Annotated in this window: 14 protein-coding genes; 13 read left to right on the forward strand and 1 reads right to left on the reverse strand. The window is 41.3% G+C overall.

Annotated features, from left to right (window positions below):
- Positions 1-184 precede the first annotated feature (184 nt).
- Complete coding sequence (locus G622_RS23355; protein WP_044957929.1) at positions 185-1,081, reverse strand: LacI family DNA-binding transcriptional regulator; 897 nt, start codon at positions 1,079-1,081, stop codon at positions 185-187.
- Between the two features lie 310 nt (positions 1,082-1,391).
- Between G622_RS23355 and G622_RS0116565 the strand changes: the two genes are divergently transcribed.
- The 13 genes from G622_RS0116565 (at position 1,392) to G622_RS0116625 (ending at position 18,581) form a co-directional block, all read left to right on the forward strand.
- Complete coding sequence (locus G622_RS0116565) at positions 1,392-2,756, forward strand: ABC transporter substrate-binding protein (RefSeq protein WP_026511631.1); 1,365 nt, start codon at positions 1,392-1,394, stop codon at positions 2,754-2,756.
- Complete coding sequence (locus tag G622_RS23360) at positions 2,746-5,070, forward strand: glycoside hydrolase family 65 protein (protein ID WP_044957931.1); 2,325 nt, start codon at positions 2,746-2,748, stop codon at positions 5,068-5,070. The genes G622_RS0116565 and G622_RS23360 overlap by 11 nt, the downstream gene beginning before the upstream one ends.
- A complete protein-coding gene (gene pgmB, locus G622_RS0116575; RefSeq protein ID WP_026511632.1) occupies positions 5,052-5,690 on the forward strand; it encodes a beta-phosphoglucomutase in 639 nt (212 codons plus the stop codon). The genes G622_RS23360 and pgmB overlap by 19 nt, the downstream gene beginning before the upstream one ends.
- 194 nt (positions 5,691-5,884) lie before the next feature.
- Positions 5,885-6,070 carry a hypothetical protein gene (locus G622_RS0116580; protein ID WP_026511633.1) on the forward strand — a complete coding sequence of 62 codons (186 nt, stop codon included), beginning with the start codon at positions 5,885-5,887 and terminating at the stop codon, positions 6,068-6,070.
- Between the two features lie 360 nt (positions 6,071-6,430).
- Complete coding sequence (locus G622_RS0116585) at positions 6,431-6,679, forward strand: hypothetical protein (protein ID WP_026511634.1); 249 nt, start codon at positions 6,431-6,433, stop codon at positions 6,677-6,679.
- A 190-nt stretch (positions 6,680-6,869) separates the two neighbouring features.
- Positions 6,870-7,475: a 5' nucleotidase, NT5C type gene (locus G622_RS0116590; RefSeq protein WP_026511635.1), complete on the forward strand. Its 606-nt coding sequence runs from the start codon at positions 6,870-6,872 to the stop codon at positions 7,473-7,475.
- A gap of 19 nt (positions 7,476-7,494) precedes the next feature.
- Positions 7,495-8,316 carry an MBL fold metallo-hydrolase gene (locus G622_RS0116595; RefSeq protein ID WP_026511636.1) on the forward strand — a complete coding sequence of 274 codons (822 nt, stop codon included), beginning with the start codon at positions 7,495-7,497 and terminating at the stop codon, positions 8,314-8,316.
- A 24-nt stretch (positions 8,317-8,340) separates the two neighbouring features.
- Positions 8,341-10,896, forward strand: coding sequence for a heavy metal translocating P-type ATPase (locus G622_RS0116600; protein ID WP_026511637.1), 2,556 nt, complete (start codon positions 8,341-8,343; stop codon positions 10,894-10,896).
- Positions 10,897-11,080: 184 nt separating this feature from the next.
- Positions 11,081-11,848: a ZIP family metal transporter gene (locus G622_RS0116605; RefSeq protein WP_026511638.1), complete on the forward strand. Its 768-nt coding sequence runs from the start codon at positions 11,081-11,083 to the stop codon at positions 11,846-11,848.
- 99 nt (positions 11,849-11,947) lie between these two features.
- Positions 11,948-13,105, forward strand: coding sequence for an exonuclease SbcCD subunit D (locus G622_RS23365; RefSeq protein WP_044957932.1), 1,158 nt, complete (start codon positions 11,948-11,950; stop codon positions 13,103-13,105).
- Complete coding sequence (locus tag G622_RS24860; protein WP_026511639.1) at positions 13,092-16,277, forward strand: AAA family ATPase; 3,186 nt, start codon at positions 13,092-13,094, stop codon at positions 16,275-16,277. Before G622_RS23365 ends, G622_RS24860 begins: the two co-directional genes overlap by 14 nt.
- Before the next feature lie 56 nt (positions 16,278-16,333).
- On the forward strand, positions 16,334-17,305 hold the full coding sequence (locus tag G622_RS0116620) for an AEC family transporter (protein WP_026511640.1): 972 nt from the start codon (positions 16,334-16,336) through the stop codon (positions 17,303-17,305).
- A gap of 244 nt (positions 17,306-17,549) precedes the next feature.
- Complete coding sequence (locus G622_RS0116625; protein ID WP_242833017.1) at positions 17,550-18,581, forward strand: metallophosphoesterase; 1,032 nt, start codon at positions 17,550-17,552, stop codon at positions 18,579-18,581.
- The last annotated feature ends 117 nt before the right edge of the window (positions 18,582-18,698 follow it).

An 18,698-nucleotide genomic window follows, 5' to 3' on the forward strand; every position in this document is an offset into this window, starting at 1 on the left:
AACTGCTACACTGCTGCAAACGACGGAGAAAATCTGATTGTTCTTGAGTTCTTCGCCGTCGGTGATTAACCGTCAGCAGTTATTTTTTGTGCTGTCAAGGGTGGCGTCCGGCTACCTCAATCTAAATATCTGCATTTTTCAAGGTTCATCTGAGCCTATTTTTTTGACCCAGTTTTTTCATAGATTATTTGACACTATCTATTATGTTAATAAGAGCCTGGCCGGCAAGGAAACCGCGCTCATAGTCAGGGACATTCACAGTTGTAAGACCAAGATATCTGGAGATTATGATGTCATCAAAACCGCAGACCGCGATATCATCGGGAATTCTTATGCCATTATCCTGAAATTTTCTTATGGCGCCGATTGCCATCATATCATTGGCGCAGACAAGAACCTGGGGCATACGCTCCTGAAGCATTATAAGTCTTGCAGCCTGGGCACCGCCCTGTTCATGCCAGTCTCCTTCATATAAATCATTTCTGCTAAAGGGAATGTCATTTTCCTTTAGTATATCTCTGAAAGCTCTGTAGCGTTCCTTGGAGTCTGTGGTATCATGTCCCTTCAAAAATGCGAACTTCTCGTAACCCTTTTCAACAAGTCTCTCCATGAGCTGACGCTCACCTTCGTAGTTGCTGACGAGAATGCTTTTTATCATCTGATGACTGAGCTCTCTGTCAAGGGTGATCACAGGTATATGCTTGTTTGCAATGCTTATGATAGTGGAGTCATCTGTGTGTGAATCAATTACGATCACACCACAGATACTGTCATTATTTGCATAATGTATCAAGTCATTGGCAGTACACACAAGTAAATGGTAATCTCTCTTACTGGCATAGTCGTTGATGCCGTGGAGAATATCAAGGTAGAAGAGTGTGTCAAAATCACTGAAGTTTACAATTATGGTCTTACGCCTTTGTTCTGCATTCTGGGTTTTATGCTCATAAGAAAGCTCTTCTGCGATCTTCAGTACTTTTTCTCTTGTCCTTTGTCCCACGTTTTTTCTGTTGTTTAAGACATTTGATACGGTCGACATTGAAACTCCGGCTTTTTTTGCTATATCTGCTATTCCTACCATAATTCACCTCATGCAATTAGTCCTGCTGTCTTTAAATACTCCGACTTTTACCTTATAAAAACTGACTTTATACTGATATTTTAAATAATTTATGTAAAAAATGGATCCATTTTAATAAAATTTTTATCATTTTAGTAAATTAGTGATAATGCCTCATCAAAATCCACATAAGAGGATGTATGTTTTGTGGATTGTTGACAAAATTTAATTGCATTATTGCACTATTTTTGGTAAAGCATCTACCATGTGCGTATAAAGAAGGTTATGCGGAAACGCACTTTATTAGAGCAAAAAACGGAGGATAAATTCAATGAAAAAGAGAGTAATCAAAAGTTTACTTGTTACGGTAACTTCACTTTCAATGATACTTGCAGGATGTGGTGGCGGAGCTGCCAATAATTCGGCAGGAAGCTCTGAAAGTACAGCTTCTTCTGAGGCAACAGAAAGTGCTGAGGCTACAGAGAGTAAGTCATCAGGAAGCGGTGACACCATAAGACTTGTTAATAACAAGGCCGAGATACAGGAAGGTCTTCAGAAGCTGGTTGCAAAATATCAGGAAGAGACAGGTGTTACGGTTGAGATAGATACAATCGGTGGCGGTCAGGATACACAGGCCGTTTTGAAGAATTATTACCAGGCAGATAACATGCCTGACATCTTCGTATTCGAAGGTGATACACATTATGACACATGGCAGGATGTTCTTGTAGATCTCACAGGAGAGAAGTGGACAGAGGATACAGAAGCTGAGTATGTACATGATGGCAAGGTTTACGGATTCCCTACAACCACAGAGGCTATTGGACTTACCTACAACGCATCAATTCTTGAGGCTGCAGGCGTTGATCCCAAATCAATCACAGGACCTGACAGCATGAGAGCTGCTTTTGAAGCTATTGATGCTAAGAAGGATGAGCTTGGTCTTACATCTGTTGTCGGATATTACACAGAGGCATCTAACCTTTGGTGGACAGCAGGTCAGCACCTCCTTGGAACATACCTTGATTCAGGTCTTTCAAGAGATGATACAACTTATCTCGATATGATAAATGATGGAGGAAAACTTGATCCTGATCGTATTGCAGCATTTGCAAATATGGTTGCACTTTTCAATGAGTACACAGATCCTTCAGGTGTATCAGGAACATATGATGAGCAGGTTGCAGGCTTTGCACAGGGCAAATATGCATTTGTAACACAGGGTTCATGGATTGGTGCATCTCTTACAGGACAGTATGCAGATTTTTATAAAGAAGCAGGAAACTTTGAAGTAGGCATGATTCCCTACGCATTCATCGAGGGACAGGATACTATCCAGACAAATTCACCTAACTGGTGGGGACTTTACAACGGCGGAAATGTAGATGCAGCTAAGGCATTCATCCAGTGGTGTTCTGAAAATGATGGTGGCCAGGAGATTCTTGCCAAGGATTGCGGATGTATTTCACCTTATAAATCATCAACACATATGGCTGACGACCCGTTTGCAGATACAATCAAGAATTACTCGGCTGACGGAAAGACAAGTGCATGGCACTGGCAGGGCTGGAAGGCAGGACTTGCTCAGAATGTTACCTGTGTAATCTTCCAGGATTTTGCAAAGGGATCTATCAAGACACCCGAAGAATTTGTTTCAACATTGCAGAAGGCAATAGAGGGATATTATGCGCAGTAATCGTATCATTACAAAAAAACAGAGTTTTGACAAAGCAGAGTTAAGGCTTAATGAAACACTTTTTTGCAATGCCAACGGATATATTGGGGTTAGGGGCACACTTGAGGAGGGTGTGCCCGATTTTATCTCAACAATGCGTGGAATGTACCTTGGCGGAGTATATGAGATCATTCCCATGAAGCAGGCAGAGAGTCTGTGCAATCTCATTGAAAAGAAGCAGACTATGCTGAACGTGGCAGATACCCAGACAATATATCTTTGCGTAAACGGTGAGAAGTTTGATATTCAGAGTACTCAGGCGGATTGCGACAGAATCCTGAATATGGATGAGGGCTACACATTAAGGACACTGGCATGGAAGGATAAAGATTCCAATAGATATGAGGCGTCCATAAAAAGAGTTGCTCATTTTGAGCATCCTAATCTTTTCACTATAGAGTACAGAGTCAGATCTTTGGACCGTGATGCAGAGATATTGTTTGATTCAAGGCATATTGCAGATGTCAAAAACTATTCAGATCCTGATGATCCAAGGCTGGCAGATGAGAGCGAAGCTTATCTTGAGGCTGTGATGAGCGAGATGACGGAAAACAGTTCTATTATGCTTGCAAAAACCAAGGTCAGTGGTATCTCAATAGCTTCTGCAGTTGGACACAAGCTTTTAACAGCAGATGAAAAAGGCAATCTGAAGAAAATTGAAATAAATGGCGATCAGATAGACCGTATCAAAAACGGCGAGATCCGTGGAAACTTCAGAGTTCATATTGAAAAGGGCCAGGAGGCAGTTTATGTAAAATACACTGTATTTGCTGACTCTATCAGGGAAAGTGACCCCAAGAATAAAAGCCGTGAAATTCTGTGCGAAGTTATGGGAAAAGAGCTTTCAGAACTTTATAAGGCGCAGAAGGATGTGCTCACAGGTTTCTGGCAAAGAGCTGATATGGAGATCCAGGGGGATGATGAGCTTGATCTTGCCATGTGCTTTAACATGTATCAGCTTTTCCAGTCATCACCCAGAATGGATAAGGTCAGCATGGCTGCCAAGGGGCTTTCCGGCGAAGGCTATGAGGGTCACTACTTCTGGGATACGGAGATGTATGCCCTTCCGTTTTTCATTCTGACAGATACAGAGCTTGCAAGGAGAATTCTTGCCTTTAGATATGAGACCCTGGATAAAGCAAGAGAAAATGCGGGACTTCTGGGACATAAAAAGGGTGCCCTTTATCCTTGGAGAACCATAACAGGTGAGGAGTGCTCCGGATATTTTCCCAGTGGAACAGCTGCATATCATATAAACGGAGCGATTTCCAATGCAGTTATATCCTACTACCTGGCAACAGGAGATACTGACTATCTCTTGTCAGAAGGTGAGGAGATTCTTCTTGAGATTGCAAGGTTATGGCTTGATACCGGTAACTACGACAGAGATGGAAAATTTGTAATAAATGAAGTGACAGGTCCCGACGAGTACACCTGTATGACAGATAACAATTTCTATACCAATTGCTGTGCTGCGCATGGGATGAAATGGGCTGTAAAGATTTTCAGGGAGCTTGGAAACAGAGACGAGATGAAAGCACTTTCTGAAAAGCTGGGTATAGATGACGATGAGATAGAAAAGATTAGTGAAGCTGCAGAAAAAATGTATCTTCCTTATGATGAGAAATTCGGAATATCTCCACAGGATGACTCTTTTTTGCAAAAGCCTGTATGGGATCTGGAAAATACACCAAAAGAAGAGTTTCCGCTTCTTTTGCATTATCATCCGCTTCATCTTTACAGGTACCAGGTTTGTAAGCAGGCAGATACGGTACTTGCGCACTTTTTATACCCTGACAGCGCAGATAAAGAGACCATGGAGAAGAGCTTCAGGTATTACGAGAAGATAACGACACATGATTCTTCATTGTCCACATGCGTTTTCTCGATGCAGGCTTCAAGATTGGGACTTTATGATGAGGCTGAAAAGTATTTCGGCGATTCGGCAAAGCTCGATCTTTACAACAGACATGGAAATTCCGGAGACGGAGTTCATACAGCAAACATGGGCGGCGCGTATATGGCCATCGTTTATGGCTTTGCCGGAATAAGGATCAATGAGGATGGTCTTAGCGTGGATCCGTTCCTGCCAAAGAGCTTTAAGGGTTACAGCTTTAACTTCTGCTATAGAGGAAGGAGTCTGAGAGTTGAGGTTAAGAGTGGTGAAGCAAGTCTAAAGCTCCTGGATGGCGAAAAAATTGATTTTTGTCATAATGGCGATAAATATAGTTTGAATTCAGTAGGAGCTGTAAGCACATGGAAATTAAAGCAGTAATTTTTGATTTGGATGGGGTTCTTGTTTTTACTGATAAATATCACTTTCTTGCCTGGAAGCAGATTGCAAATGAGCTGGGAATTGATTTTACGGAAAAAGACAATGACAGATTAAGGGGCGTAAGCAGAGCAGACAGCCTTGAGATCATACTGGAAAAATATCAGGGCGAGGAGCTTTCCAAAGATGATAAGGAAGCACTCCTTAAGAAAAAGAATGACATCTATGTGGAGCAGTTAAAGCAGATGAGTCCTGCTGATGTGACAAGTGATGTCAGAGATACCCTGAAGGCGCTCCGTGACAGAGGTATAAAAGTAGCGGTTGGATCATCAAGTAAGAACACTGCATACATATTGGAGAGAACGGATCTTACAAGCTGTTTTGATGCGGTGGCTGATGGAACACATATCACACGCTCAAAGCCTGACCCGGAGGTGTTCTTAAAGGCAGCAGAGTTTGTTTCTGAGGATCCTGCATATTGTCTTGTTGTTGAAGATGCCGATGCGGGAATAGATGCAGCAATAGCTGCAGGCATGCACAGCGCAGCAATCGGAGCTGCTACAAGGAGTAACAGGGCAGAAATTAATATCGACTCTGTTAAAGATATCCTTAACATACTGTAGAGAGAAATTATAAATTTTTTCCATATTGTTTATATAATTTTTAGATATATGTAGTATACTCGTTTTCAATAGGTACAAAATCTTGTGGCTATGGGGGCTGGTTATTGTTGTTGCACGTCATTTGTGCGCTTACAGTATCCGTATCTGATAGTTGGAAATCAGATAAATGGGCACTTATGGAGGAGGATTTTACTATGAGTGATAACACATATATTACTAAAGATTATATTGGGAAAGATACTCCTAAGATTATAGATGCAGTTCGTTTTAACAACCGTTATATTGACAGTGACACATTTAAAGAGAAAGCAGCCGGCATAATATCAGGTCTTATGATATTAGCAGGTATAGTTGCTTTCTCTTTTTTGATCCTTACTTAATAGGCTTTAAAAAGCACATTTTTTCTGTATTATTGTCTGATGTCTGTGAGGCTTTATAGTAAGCGGCAGATTTATCTGACGCTTATTATAGAAGGATTTGGAAAATTAAAATAGGTATCCGGATTAATAATTGATAACAATTTAATTGCAATTACATTTGGATGTGTTATAATTGATACTTAATTAAAACAGAGCGAAGGCGTTTTAGAAATTCGCTGAAAATAAGAATGAGCCTGACAGATGTGACTTTATATATGAAGAAGTGTCTTAAAAATCATATTGCAAAAGACTCCTAAAAAGATGTAAAATAGCGAATGCTCGCCAAAATGAAGGCGAAAATGTGAGTTTTAGGAGGGAATTGTGACAAAGGACGAATTTTATAAGATTCTTCTTGAAGAAGGCTTTACATGTGAGAAGGATGGACAATATCCGTCAGTAGTATGTGAAGCAAGTGAGGTGAGAAAGACTGCAAAAAAGATCAGGGAAATTGCTAAAGAGAAGGGTTATTCATCTTCTTTTGCAATCAGACGTTTTCATGAAGGAATGGAGCTGGTTTCACTTGCAGAACCAATACCCATGGCCCGGATTGAACAGGACGCAACTGCCTGATAAGTAGATTAAATGATATAAAGAGTCCTGAATTTATGAGTGAATTCAGAAGTCAATGATAATTAGAAACGCCGGAATTCTCTGTAATATGAAACAGAAGACTCCGGTGTTTCTTTACGTTATAATAATAAAAAAACCACTTTAAAGTGATTAGATTTAATTATGGAAGGAATTTTACGAGGAATTTAGAATGAAGTTTTATGTAGATTTTGATGACTGTCTGTGCGAGACAGCTAAGGCATTTACTGTGATTGCAGATAATCTTTTTGGAAAAACTGTTCCCTATGAGAGCATGTCTTCTTTTAATCTTCAGGAGTCATTTCACTTAAAGGATGATGAATATGAAGAGATGATGATTGAAGGACACAAACCGGAAATGCTTATATCATTTGAGGAGACTCCCGGGGCTTCAAAAACGCTCAATGATTTTATCGACGCAGGGCATGATGTAAAGATTATTACAGGCCGTCCGTCAGTTGCCTATGAGGCATCACGCATATGGCTTGATCAGCACGGATTAGACAGAGCAGAGCTTTTCTGCCTTAACAAGTACGGTAGAGATTCTTTCATAAAAAATGGAGAATTCAATCTGGAGCTTGAGGACTACTATAAGATGAAGTTTGATTTTGCCATAGAAGATTCACCCATGGCATTCAAATTTTTTAATCACATGCCGGAGCTGAAGGTTATGGTTTTTGACAGACCCTGGAATAAACAGGCAAGCTTCCCCGGAAGCAATTATCACCGCTGTATGGACTGGGAAATGATCAGAGAGAAGGTAAGATCGGTTAACTAAAGTTGGAGGGATGAAGCGAATGAGAATAGTGAATCTTATTGAAAACACTGAGGGAAAAGAAGGATGTATATATGCTCATGGTCTCTCTTTTTATATAGAGACTGAAAAACATAAGATCATTATGGATTTTGGACCTTCAGAGGACACAATGGCTAATGCAGAAAAGCTGGGGATTGATCTTTCAAAGGTTGATGTCGCTGTTTTAAGCCATGGCCACTATGATCATTCAGGAGGAATAATTCCTTTTTCAAAAATAAATAACACTGCAGCGATTTATATGCAGCGCAGAACAACAGATGATTACTACTCATTACATGGTGAGGAGTACAGATATATCGGTATTGATAAGGATATAGAGAATCTTTCTCAGGTAAAATATGTAGAAGGTGATTATACTATTGATGATGAGCTTTCGCTCTTTGTTATAGAAAAAAGAGTTATGGCTGTACCTTTTACAAACAAGAGGCTTAAGGTAAAGCGCGGCAGCGAATATGTTCAGGATGATTTTTGTCATGAGCAGGCGCTGGTGATAAAGGCTGATGGAAAAACGGTTTTGCTGTCAGGCTGCGCCCACAATGGAATCGTGAATATCCTTCAGGAGTTTAAGAGAAAATATGGGACCTGGCCTGATGCGGCTATTAGCGGTTTTCATCTTGTAAAGAAAAAGGACTACACAGACGAAGAAATGAAGGAAATTGTGGACACGGCAAAGGAACTGAAGAATTACAAAACAGTTTTTTATACCTGCCACTGTACCGGAGAGACTGCCTTTGATGTAATGAAGGAAGTCATGGGTGACATGCTTATATATGTACATACCGGTGATGAAATTGATTTTTAGGAATAAATTATTAGAGGAGAATTGATGGAACAATATAATGTAACAGGAATGAGCTGCGCTGCCTGCCAGGCGCGTGTCGAGAAGGCAGTAAGCGCAGTTGAAGGAGTAGAGAGTTGTGCGGTGAGCCTTCTTACAAATTCCATGGGAGTAGAAGGAAACGCATCATCCCAAAAGATAATTGAGGCTGTTGAGGCAGCTGGTTACGGAGCGAGCCTTAAGGCTGCAAAAGGAGCAAAGGCGCAGGCAAACACATATGAGGATTCTCTTAGGGACACAGAGACTCCTGTTTTGAAAAAAAGGCTTATAGCTTCCGTGATTTTCCTGATCCCTCTTATGTATGTCTCTATGGGACATATGCTTTGGGACTGGCCACTTCCGCCATTTCTTGATGGCAACCATGTGGCAATGGGATTATATGAACTTCTGATTTCTGCAATTATTATGGTTATTAACCAGAAATTTTTTATCAGTGGTTTTAAAGGACTTATTCACAGATCGCCAAATATGGACACATTGGTTGCGCTTGGTGCATCTGCATCATTTTTATATAGCGTATATGCGCTGTTTGCCATGACGGGAGCGGTAGTGGCAGGAAATACAGACCAGGTAATGTATTACATGGATCAGTTCTACTTTGAGTCTGCCGCAACGATTCTCACACTTATAACCGTCGGCAAGACGCTGGAAGCGAAGTCCAAGGGAAAAACCACCGATGCCTTAAAGTCACTTATGAAAATGGCGCCTAAAACAGCGGTTATACTTGATGGCGATACGGAAAGAACCGTCGGAATAGAAGAAGTAAAGGTCGGAGACAGATTTGTAGTAAGACCTGGCGACAGCATTCCGGTAGATGGAATTGTAAAAGAAGGTGAGAGTGCTGTTAACGAGGCGGCTCTTACAGGAGAGAGTGTTCCTGTGGAGAAGCAGGCAGGTGACAGAGTTTCAGCAGCGACCATAAACAGTTCGGGCTTCATGGTATGCGAAGCAACAAAAGTCGGAGAAGACACCACACTTGCGGGAATTATCCGCATGGTAAGTGATGCTGCAGCGACTAAGGCACCTATCGCAAAGATAGCTGATACGGTATCAGGAGTATTTGTTCCGATAGTTATAGGAATTGCTCTTGTCACCTTTGCCGTATGGCTACTTGTAGGTCAGACTCTTGGATATGCCATAGCGAGGGCTGTATCGGTTCTTGTTATCAGCTGTCCCTGTGCTCTTGGACTTGCAACTCCTGTGGCTATCATGGTCGGTAACGGCATAGGAGCTAAAAACGGAATACTATATAAGACCGCAGCTGTTCAGGAAATGGCAGGTAAAACCCAGATTGTGGCTCTTGATAAGACAGGAACCATTACCACAGGTATTATGCGTGTGACTGATGTGATTCCTGCGGATGGAATTAACAGAGAGGACCTTATTTCCACAGCATATTCACTCGAATCTAAGAGCGAACATCCTATATCTAAGGCTGTTGTGGAGTATGCAAGAGAGAATGGCGTTGGACTTAAGGACACCACTGATTTTGAAGTATTATCAGGAAACGGACTAAAAGCAAAAATTGATGGCAAGGCGTTTTTTGGTGGAAACGTAAGATTTATTTCCAAAGCTGTTCGTGCTGTAACGTCTTCAGAGAAGGCTTTGATGGATAAGCTTTCAAAGGAAGGAAAGACTCCTGTTATTTTTGCTGATGAAAATGGTATTATTGGTATGATAGCAGTATCTGATACCATAAAAGAGGATTCAGCCAGGGCGATATCTGAGCTAAAGGACATGGGTATCCATGTGGTAATGCTTACAGGTGATAATGCTATAACGGCAGGTGCCATTGCTGCTCAGGCAGGCGTTGATGAAGTCGTATCCGGAGTCATGCCTGACGGAAAAGAGGCTGTTATCAGGAAGCTTATGGAGCGTGGCAAGGTAGCCATGGTGGGCGATGGAATAAATGATGCACCCGCACTTACAAGGGCAGATATAGGTATTGCCATAGGAGCAGGAACTGACATTGCGATAGATGCCGCAGATATTGTTTTGATGAAGGGCAGTATCCTTGATGTAGCTGCAGCCATAAGGATTTCCAGAGCTACTATTCGCAACATTCATGAGAATCTGTTCTGGGCATTTTTCTATAATGTAATAGGAATCCCGCTGGCAGCAGGATGTTATGTGGCGGCCTTCGGATGGACGCTCAATCCTATGTTTGGTGCGGCTGCAATGGGACTTTCAAGCTTCTGCGTGGTGTCTAATGCTTTGAGATTAAATCTCATAAAGGTATATGACAATAAAAAGGATAAGAAACTTAAAAACGTGATAACCGGCAGTTTAATAGCTGTCGAAGAAATGAATATTACACCGGAAAAGGAGAATAACGAGATGAAGATTACAGTTAACGGAATGATGTGTGAGCACTGTGAGGCTCATGTAAAGAAGGCGCTTGAGGCAATAGATGGAATCGAGTCAGCAGTTGCTTCCCATGAGAAGAAGGAAGTTGTCATCACCAACTCAAAGGATATTGATGAAGCACTTATCAAGGCAGCAGTTGAAGATGCAGGATATGAATATGCAGGTATCATTTCTTAAGGAGGAACCATCATGACGAAGTCATGATTCGGAATGGTTCCGACTGATAGGGCAGGATTACGAAGTAATCGTGCCAATACACAACGAGGAGGAACCATCATGACGAAGTCATGATTCGGAATGGTTCCGACCGATAGGGCAGGATTACGAAGTAATCGTGCCAATACACATAGGAGGAATTTATATGTGGCAGATTGTATTAATTCCATTTTTAGGAACTACGCTTGGGGCTGCAAGCGTATTCCTTTTTAAGAATTCGATTGGAGAAAAAATGCAGAGAGCACTCACCGGATTTGCGTCCGGTGTGATGGTCGCTGCATCTTTTTTTAGCTTGATTCTGCCTGCACTTGACCAAACAGAGAGCATGGGAAAACTTGGATTTATCCCGGTTGCCATAGGATTTGGCATAGGAATGCTTTTCCTTCTCGTACTTGATATGGTTACTCCGCACATGCACCTTGATAAACAGGAAGAGGGACCAAGAAGCGGTCTTAAGAGAACGACAAAACTGGTGCTTGCGGTTACACTTCACAACCTTCCCGAAGGAATGGCTGTTGGAATTGTCTGTGCGGGATGGATTTATGGAAACAGTACCATCACTTATACAGGAGCCCTGGCGCTGGCACTTGGTATCGCTATCCAGAACTTCCCTGAGGGAGCCATTGTTTCCGTGCCGCTTCTCGGAGAGGGCGTACCGAAAGGAAAAACATTTTTATATGGAATGCTCTCCGGAATAGTTGAACCTATCGGATCAATTCTTGTGATTGCGGCATCAGGTCTTTTGATTCCCACGATGCCTTATCTTCTGAGCTTTGCAGCAGGAGCTATGATATACGTTGTTGTGGAGGAACTTATCCCTGAGATGTCTGAGGGGCAGCATTCAAATATTGGAACTGTTGCCTTTGCACTGGGATTTATTCTTATGATGGCTCTTGATGTCGGACTTGGCTAAAGGGCCATGACGAAGTCATGATTCGGAATAGTTCCGACCGATATGGCAGGATTACGGAGTAATCCTGCCGGTACTTATGTTACGAGAGAGGTGAAAAGGGTGAAATTTGTACACTTGGGGGATCTTCATCTGGGGAAAACACTTGGAGATTTCGACTTAATAGATGACCAGAAGTATATTCTGGATCAGGTACTTGATACTATTAAAAAAGAAGAGGCGAATGCTGTATTAATCGCAGGGGATGTCTATGACAGGGCTGTTCCCAGCGAGGCAGCAACAAATCTTCTGGATTATTTTTTAAGCAGTCTGTCAAGGATGAAGGTTTCTACATATATGATAAGCGGGAATCACGATTCCGATGATAGACTGAATTATGGAAGCAGTCTGTTTTCATCAAACAAAATCTATATCTCGGCAAAGTTTGATGGATCACTTCATAAAGAAACCATCGTTGAAGATGGGAAAAACATAAACATTTATCTTTTGCCTTTTGTGAAAGCTTCACAGGTCAGGCATTTTTATCCCGATACGGAAATTGAAAACTATAATGATGCGGTAAAAACCATTATAGAGAATGCGGACATTAATGATGCAGAGTGCAATATACTCATAGCCCATCAGTTTGTTGCTGGTAAAGGAGAGGACCCTGCTCTTTCAGGCTCAGAATCTGCAGGAACCCAGAGCGTAGGGCTTGTGGAGAAAATAGGAGTGGACGTTTTTGATAAATTTGATTACGTGGCACTTGGCCATATCCATTCACCCCAGAGACTGGTAAGAGATGAAGTCAGATACTCGGGATCACCTCTTAAATATTCCTTAAGTGAAGCGAACAATAATAAATCCATGCCTCTTGTAACTGTTGATGGAAGTAAAAATGTAAATATCGAGCTTGTGTCGTTAAAGCCCATGCGGGATATGAGGCATATAAGGGGCGAGATGGCGGTACTTCTTGATAAAGATAATGTAAGTGATACGAATGATTTCATATATGCAACGCTTACAGACGAGGACATAATAAGTGATGCAATGGGAATTATTCAGCAGGTGTACCCTAATACCGTAAAGATAGATTATGACAATTCCCACACAAAGCAGATAGAGCAGGTGGATATCTCAGCAATTGCCCAAAATAAGTCTTTTTCAGAACTTATCAGCGATTTTTACAGTCTGATGTATGGCTGCGAGATTACCGATGAGGAGATGGAGGTCATGAAAATGGCTGCAGGAGAGGCAGGTGTTGTGAATGAAACCGATTAAACTTGTAATAAGTGCCTTTGGCCCATATGCGGGGAAGGTGCCTGAGATTGATTTCAGAGTATTTGAAGAAAAGGGACTTTTTCTGATATCCGGAGATACGGGAGCCGGGAAAACAACAATTTTTGATGCCATATGCTTTGCGTTATACGGGACCACAAGTGGAACCTATAGGGATACCAAAAATCTCCGAAGCGAGTATGCAAAGGATAATGAAGAAAGCTTTGTTGATTTTTATTTTTCTCATCAGGGGAAGGAATATCATGTGCGAAGACAACCTTCCTACGAAAGGAAAAAGCAGCGCGGAAGCGGAGTCATAACAGAGAAGGAAAAAGCTTCTTTTTATGCAGAGGGAGAGGCACCGATAGAGGGTGTCACTCCTGTTAATAATGCAGTTAAGGAGCTTTTACATATAGATGAAAAGCAGTTCAAGCAGATTGCAATGATAGCCCAGGGAGAGTTCTGGGATCTGTTAAATGCAAGGACCGAGCAGAGAACAGAGATACTGCGCACGATTTTTATGACAGGCGGTTACAAGAATATCGAGTACAAATTGAAGGATCGCATGGACCGTGCCTTGGGAATAAAAAAAGACACTGAAAAAAGTATAACCCAGTACTTTGGTGATGTGACCTGCAGTGAAGAGAGTGAGATTTTTGAGGAGCTTGATTCACTTCAAAAGAGGGCCGAGGGGGCTTCAAGCGCATGGAATCTGCAGGAAATAGTGGACCTTATTGAGAGAGTTATCACTGAGGATAAGGAGAAGCTAAAGGAGGTAAAGGAGAGCTTCAAAACTGCAGATAAAGAGCTTGAGAAGAATAAAAAGGAACTTGCAATTGCCCAGACAAATAATCAGTTTCTGGACAGACTAAAAGGTCTTGAGGAAGAAAAAAAGACTCTTGATGAAAAAAAGGAGGAAATGCAGGGGTTTAAAGAGCATTTACAAAGGCAGCGTATTGCCACAAGAGAAGTGAATCCAGTTTATATGGCATGGAAAAGTAAGACGGATGAGCTGGAAAAAACTAAGGAGCAGATAGCAAAAGAAAATTCTGCTCTTATAGAAGCAAGGGAGAATGCGGCAAAAAGAAAAGCAGAGCATGAAGAGGCTGAGAAGAAAAGACCTGAGGCGGAAAGCCTTCAAAAGAGAATAGACAAGATTGAAGGGGAGGAAGAAAAGTATCAGCAAAGAGACCAGCTAAGGGAGAAGCTTAAAGCCGGTAAAGAAGCTGAAGCAGAGATTGCTAAAGAGGAAAAGCAGCTTGAAATTAAGGATAACGAACTTAAGGAGAGAATTCTTGAACTAAAGGAAGTCGTATCAGGGCTTAAGGATAAGCCTGCTGAGCTTGTAAAGGTTAAGGGCGATGGCGATAAGCTTAGGATTCTGCAGGAATCTGTAAATGATTTCCTTGAAGATCAGCTCCCTCAGAGAGAGAAGAAAAGTAAGAGTCTGGCTTTAAAGCAGGCAAGCTTTACCGAGGCGTTCAGGAAATATGAATACGCAAGCAAGCGCCGCATGGAGGCTGAGAGAATTCTTGACAGTTGCAGAGCGGGCATTCTTGCTGCAGGGCTTAAGGATGGAGAAAAATGTCCAGTCTGCGGATCTGTTCACCACCCGGAGCCTGCAGCGCTTCCCGATGAGTCAGTGACTGAAGAGGAGTTTAAACTTTTACAAAACGAAGAGAACAGCCTGAGGGAAAAGAAAGAAAAAAAGAATACTGAGGCTGAGAAGGAAAAGACAGCTTTTTTACAATATGAGGATCAGCTGAGAATAGGTATACTCGACTGCCTTGAAAATGATCTTCTTGAAATGGGAAAAGATGGCGGATCGCTGGATGAGCTGATTGAAGAGCTTAAAAAGGCAGGGGCAATTCTTGATGAAAAGATCAAGGCTAATTCCGGACTGGAAAAGAGATTAAAGGATGAATGTGAGAGCCTTGAGAACGCGGAGAAGTCCCTTGATAAGGCGCAGGGAACGGAATCTGAGAAGCTTACAAAGGATAAGGATGAGCTGTCTGAGAAAAAGCAGGAGAACGCAAAGCTTGTGACAGAAACAGAGGCTACCCTGAAGTCCCTTTCGGAGCTTGGTTTTGATAACTGGTTTTTGGCAGAAAAAGAATTAAAAGAGCTTACGGATTCAAAGGATAAAATATTAAGTGCAATCTCCGGCGCTGCAGAAGCAAGCACAGCAGCTGATAAAAAGGTTGCTATGCATCAGTCTGCTATAGCCACATTAAATGCGAGCCTCGTAACTCAAAAGGCGGATAGTGATTCTTTGGAGACTGCCTTAAATAAGGTCATGAAAGAGCATGATTTTGATACTTTTGACGAAATGCTGCTGCTTGTTGCCACTGAAAAAGAAATAACTGAAAGTGAGAAAAAGCTCTCTGATTATAATCAGGCTGTCTTAACAAATGAGGCGCAGCTACTTCAGGCAAAGGCGGATGCTAAGGGGAAAATATGGATCGATATCGGCAGCCTCAGAGAGCTGTGTGAAACGCAGAGCGGTGAGGTTGAAGATATAAGAAAGCAAAGGAATACACTTGATAACAGAATAAGTATTAATCGCGAGAAGCTTAATAACATCACCTCAAGGCAGGAAGAACTTGAAAAGTCGCAGAAGGAATACTCTATCTGTTCAAGGCTTTATAATCTTGTAAAGGGAACCACCGGAAACGGGAAGATTACACTTGAGCAGTACATTCAGGCAGCAGGCTTTGACGGTATAATTGCCGCTGCCAACAGAAGACTGTTGCCTATGAGTGACGGACAGTATGAGCTGTACAGACAGGAGGATTCATTAGGTAAAAAGAGCAATAACTTCCTTGATCTTGAAGTGCTGGATAATTATACAGGCCACAGACGTCCTGTGGGAAACCTCTCAGGAGGAGAGAGCTTCAAGGCATCTCTTAGCCTTGCACTTGGACTCTCAGATACCGTATCCTCTAATCTTGGCGGAATACAGATGGATGCACTTTTTATAGATGAAGGATTCGGAACTCTTGATCGAAAGTCTATGGACAGCGCCATGGATATTCTGGTAAATCTGTCGGGCACAAATAAGCTTGTAGGTATCATAAGCCACCGAGAAGAATTGATGGAGAACATCTCACAGCAGATTAAGGTTACCAAGGGCAAGGATGGAAGCCATGTGACTATCGATTCAGGAATAGGATGAATATGGCTACATTGCCTGATCAGACACATAATTATGTTATTAAGGTGGGAGTTATTTTGGAAAATCTTATTTTTAGTTTAAATGCGACAATGCCTATTTTTCTTCTGATGGTTTTAGGAAATGTGTTCAAAAGAATAAATATGATAAATGAGGATGCGTCATCTTTTATGAACAAGTTTGTGTTTAAGGTGGCACTTCCTGCACTACTGTTCTCAGATCTTGCAAAGCAGGATTTTGTAGGGACCTGGAATCCTAAATTTGTATTATTCTGTTTTGTTGCAACTATTTGCAGTATTACTTTAATATGGGTACTTTCAAGGATTTTTGTAAAGACTCCATCGAGAAGAGGTGAGTTTCTGCAAGGCTCTTACAGAAGTAGCGCAGCTTTGCTGGGAATAGCATTTATCCATAGTATTTATGGAGAATCAAGTAGTGGAATGGCACCGCTTATGATTTTAGGAAGTGTTCCTCTTTATAATATTTTTGCAGTCATTATTCTTACGCTGACTGCGCCTGAGTATGAAAATAGTGGAGACAGTTCGAATAATAAAGGTATTCTGATAAAAAAGACTATTGTTGGGATACTTAAAAATCCTATAATCATCGGAATAGTATCGGGGCTATTATGGTCAGTTTTCAAAATTCCAATACCAAAGGTGGTTGATACGGTTGTTGTTGATATAGGAGGACTGGCAACGCCTCTTGGTCTTATGTCAATGGGAGCTTCTTTTGATGGAAGAAAGGCAATGCAAAATGTGAAACCCGCACTTGTTGCGAGCTTTATAAAACTGTTTCTGCTGGTAATGATTTTCATGCCGATTGCAATAAAGCTTGGTTTTGCAGGGGAACAAATTGTGGCTATTCTTGTCATGCTCGGATCCGCCACAACTGTCAGCTGCTTTATCATGGCTAAAAATATGGGGCATGAAGGAACACTAAGCAGCAGCATAATAATGATGACTACGTTTGGTTGCTCCTTTTCTCTCACGTTCTGGCTTTTTATATTAAAAACCGCCGGAGTAATATGAATATTCTGATGGTGAAACAGCTGACGAAAGCTTCAAAAAGGTGGTCTGAAAAGCTAAATAAATATTAGACAAATACTTATAAAAAGTGCATAAAAAAGCCAAAGATATTGTTGATGATTGCATTAAAAATTGGTATAAATAGTCATTGAAACCGTTGATATAAGATTTGAAAGAAATTAGAAATAGTATGTGGTTGATTTTCTTTGGTTTAGGTTTGTTACTTTTTATTGCCAGTGTGGTTTACATGACTTTGCAGGTATCAAGGTTTGGACCTGTAAATAAGATAGTCAAGCAAAATAAGCGGATAGGGTTGTTTATATCCTTTTTAATTATTGCAATAGTTTTTGTGGTAATTAGTCTTGCGATGTCGATTATCAATGCCATGGTGGTTTTTCTGAACATCGTGATGTTCTTTTTGTTGTTTGGTCTGGCAGGTAAAATTATTGATAAGGTCAGCGGCAAAAAAGCAAAGGGTAATATTTTAGGAGCGTTGGCTCTCATTACATCGATAATCTATCTTTGTGTTTCATTTTATCTGTGTAACAATGTGTGGGAAAAAGATTACGCATTACACACAGACAAAGAGATCGGGAACCTGAAAGTTGCCATGTTTGCAGATTCTCACATTGGAACAACCTTCGATGGAGATGGTTTTGCGGTAGAACTTGGCAAAATAGTGGAACAAAAGCCTGATATTTTATTCATCGTAGGTGATATGGTGGATGACAGCTCAAAGAGAGCAGATTTTGAGAGGGATTGTGAAGCGCTGAGCGAAGTAGATATTAAGTACGGCGTGTGGTATGTGTTTGGTAATCATGACGAGGGATACGGTCAGAGCCGTGATTTTAACGGGCAGGATCTTAGAGAGATTCTCACTAAGAATGGAATCAATATCCTTGAGGATGAAGTGAGCCTTGTGGATGACAGATTCTATGTAGTAGGAAGAAAGGACAGAAGTCATTCTCCAGCAAAGAGCATGGAGGAGCTTCTTTCAGGAATTGATACTGATAAGTACATAATAGTTCTTGATCATATACCAAATGACTACGACAATGAAGCCGAGTCTGCAGTGGACCTTGTTCTTTCAGGTCATACCCATGGAGGCCAGATGATTCCAATCACTTTCCTTGGTGAAGGGCTTGGAATAAACGACAGTACCTATGGACATAAAGTTATCAATGGTACAGATTTTATCGTAACTTCAGGCATTTCAGACTGGGAGATTGATTTTAAATCCGGTGTAAAATCTGAGTATGTGATAATTGATATTGATTGAAAATATAGAGATTATAATAGTACAATTTCAACCTGCTTTTTGAGTGTAGGCCAGTCACAAATCATATTTTTAGAAGAATGACTTTTAATTTTACGCTATTTCTTTTCTTGCCCGTGT

This window comes from Butyrivibrio sp. LC3010 (genome assembly GCF_000424385.1).
Classification (GTDB): domain Bacteria; phylum Bacillota; class Clostridia; order Lachnospirales; family Lachnospiraceae; genus Butyrivibrio.

Excerpts from the sequence above, each read along its gene's own strand:
- G622_RS23355 (WP_044957929.1), bottom strand. The coding sequence starts at position 1,081 with ATGGTAGGAATAGCAGATATAGCAAAAAAAGCCGGAGTTTCAATGTCG.
- G622_RS0116565 (WP_026511631.1), top strand. The coding sequence starts at position 1,392 with ATGAAAAAGAGAGTAATCAAAAGTTTACTTGTTACGGTAACTTCACTT.
- G622_RS23360 (WP_044957931.1), top strand. The coding sequence starts at position 2,746 with ATGCGCAGTAATCGTATCATTACAAAAAAACAGAGTTTTGACAAAGCA.
- pgmB (WP_026511632.1), top strand. The coding sequence starts at position 5,052 with ATGGAAATTAAAGCAGTAATTTTTGATTTGGATGGGGTTCTTGTTTTT.
- G622_RS0116580 (WP_026511633.1), top strand. The coding sequence starts at position 5,885 with ATGAGTGATAACACATATATTACTAAAGATTATATTGGGAAAGATACT.
- G622_RS0116590 (WP_026511635.1), top strand. The coding sequence starts at position 6,870 with ATGAAGTTTTATGTAGATTTTGATGACTGTCTGTGCGAGACAGCTAAG.
- G622_RS0116595 (WP_026511636.1), top strand. The coding sequence starts at position 7,495 with ATGAGAATAGTGAATCTTATTGAAAACACTGAGGGAAAAGAAGGATGT.
- G622_RS0116600 (WP_026511637.1), top strand. The coding sequence starts at position 8,341 with ATGGAACAATATAATGTAACAGGAATGAGCTGCGCTGCCTGCCAGGCG.
- G622_RS0116605 (WP_026511638.1), top strand. The coding sequence starts at position 11,081 with ATGTGGCAGATTGTATTAATTCCATTTTTAGGAACTACGCTTGGGGCT.
- G622_RS24860 (WP_026511639.1), top strand. The coding sequence starts at position 13,092 with ATGAAACCGATTAAACTTGTAATAAGTGCCTTTGGCCCATATGCGGGG.
- G622_RS0116625 (WP_242833017.1), top strand. The coding sequence starts at position 17,550 with ATGACTTTGCAGGTATCAAGGTTTGGACCTGTAAATAAGATAGTCAAG.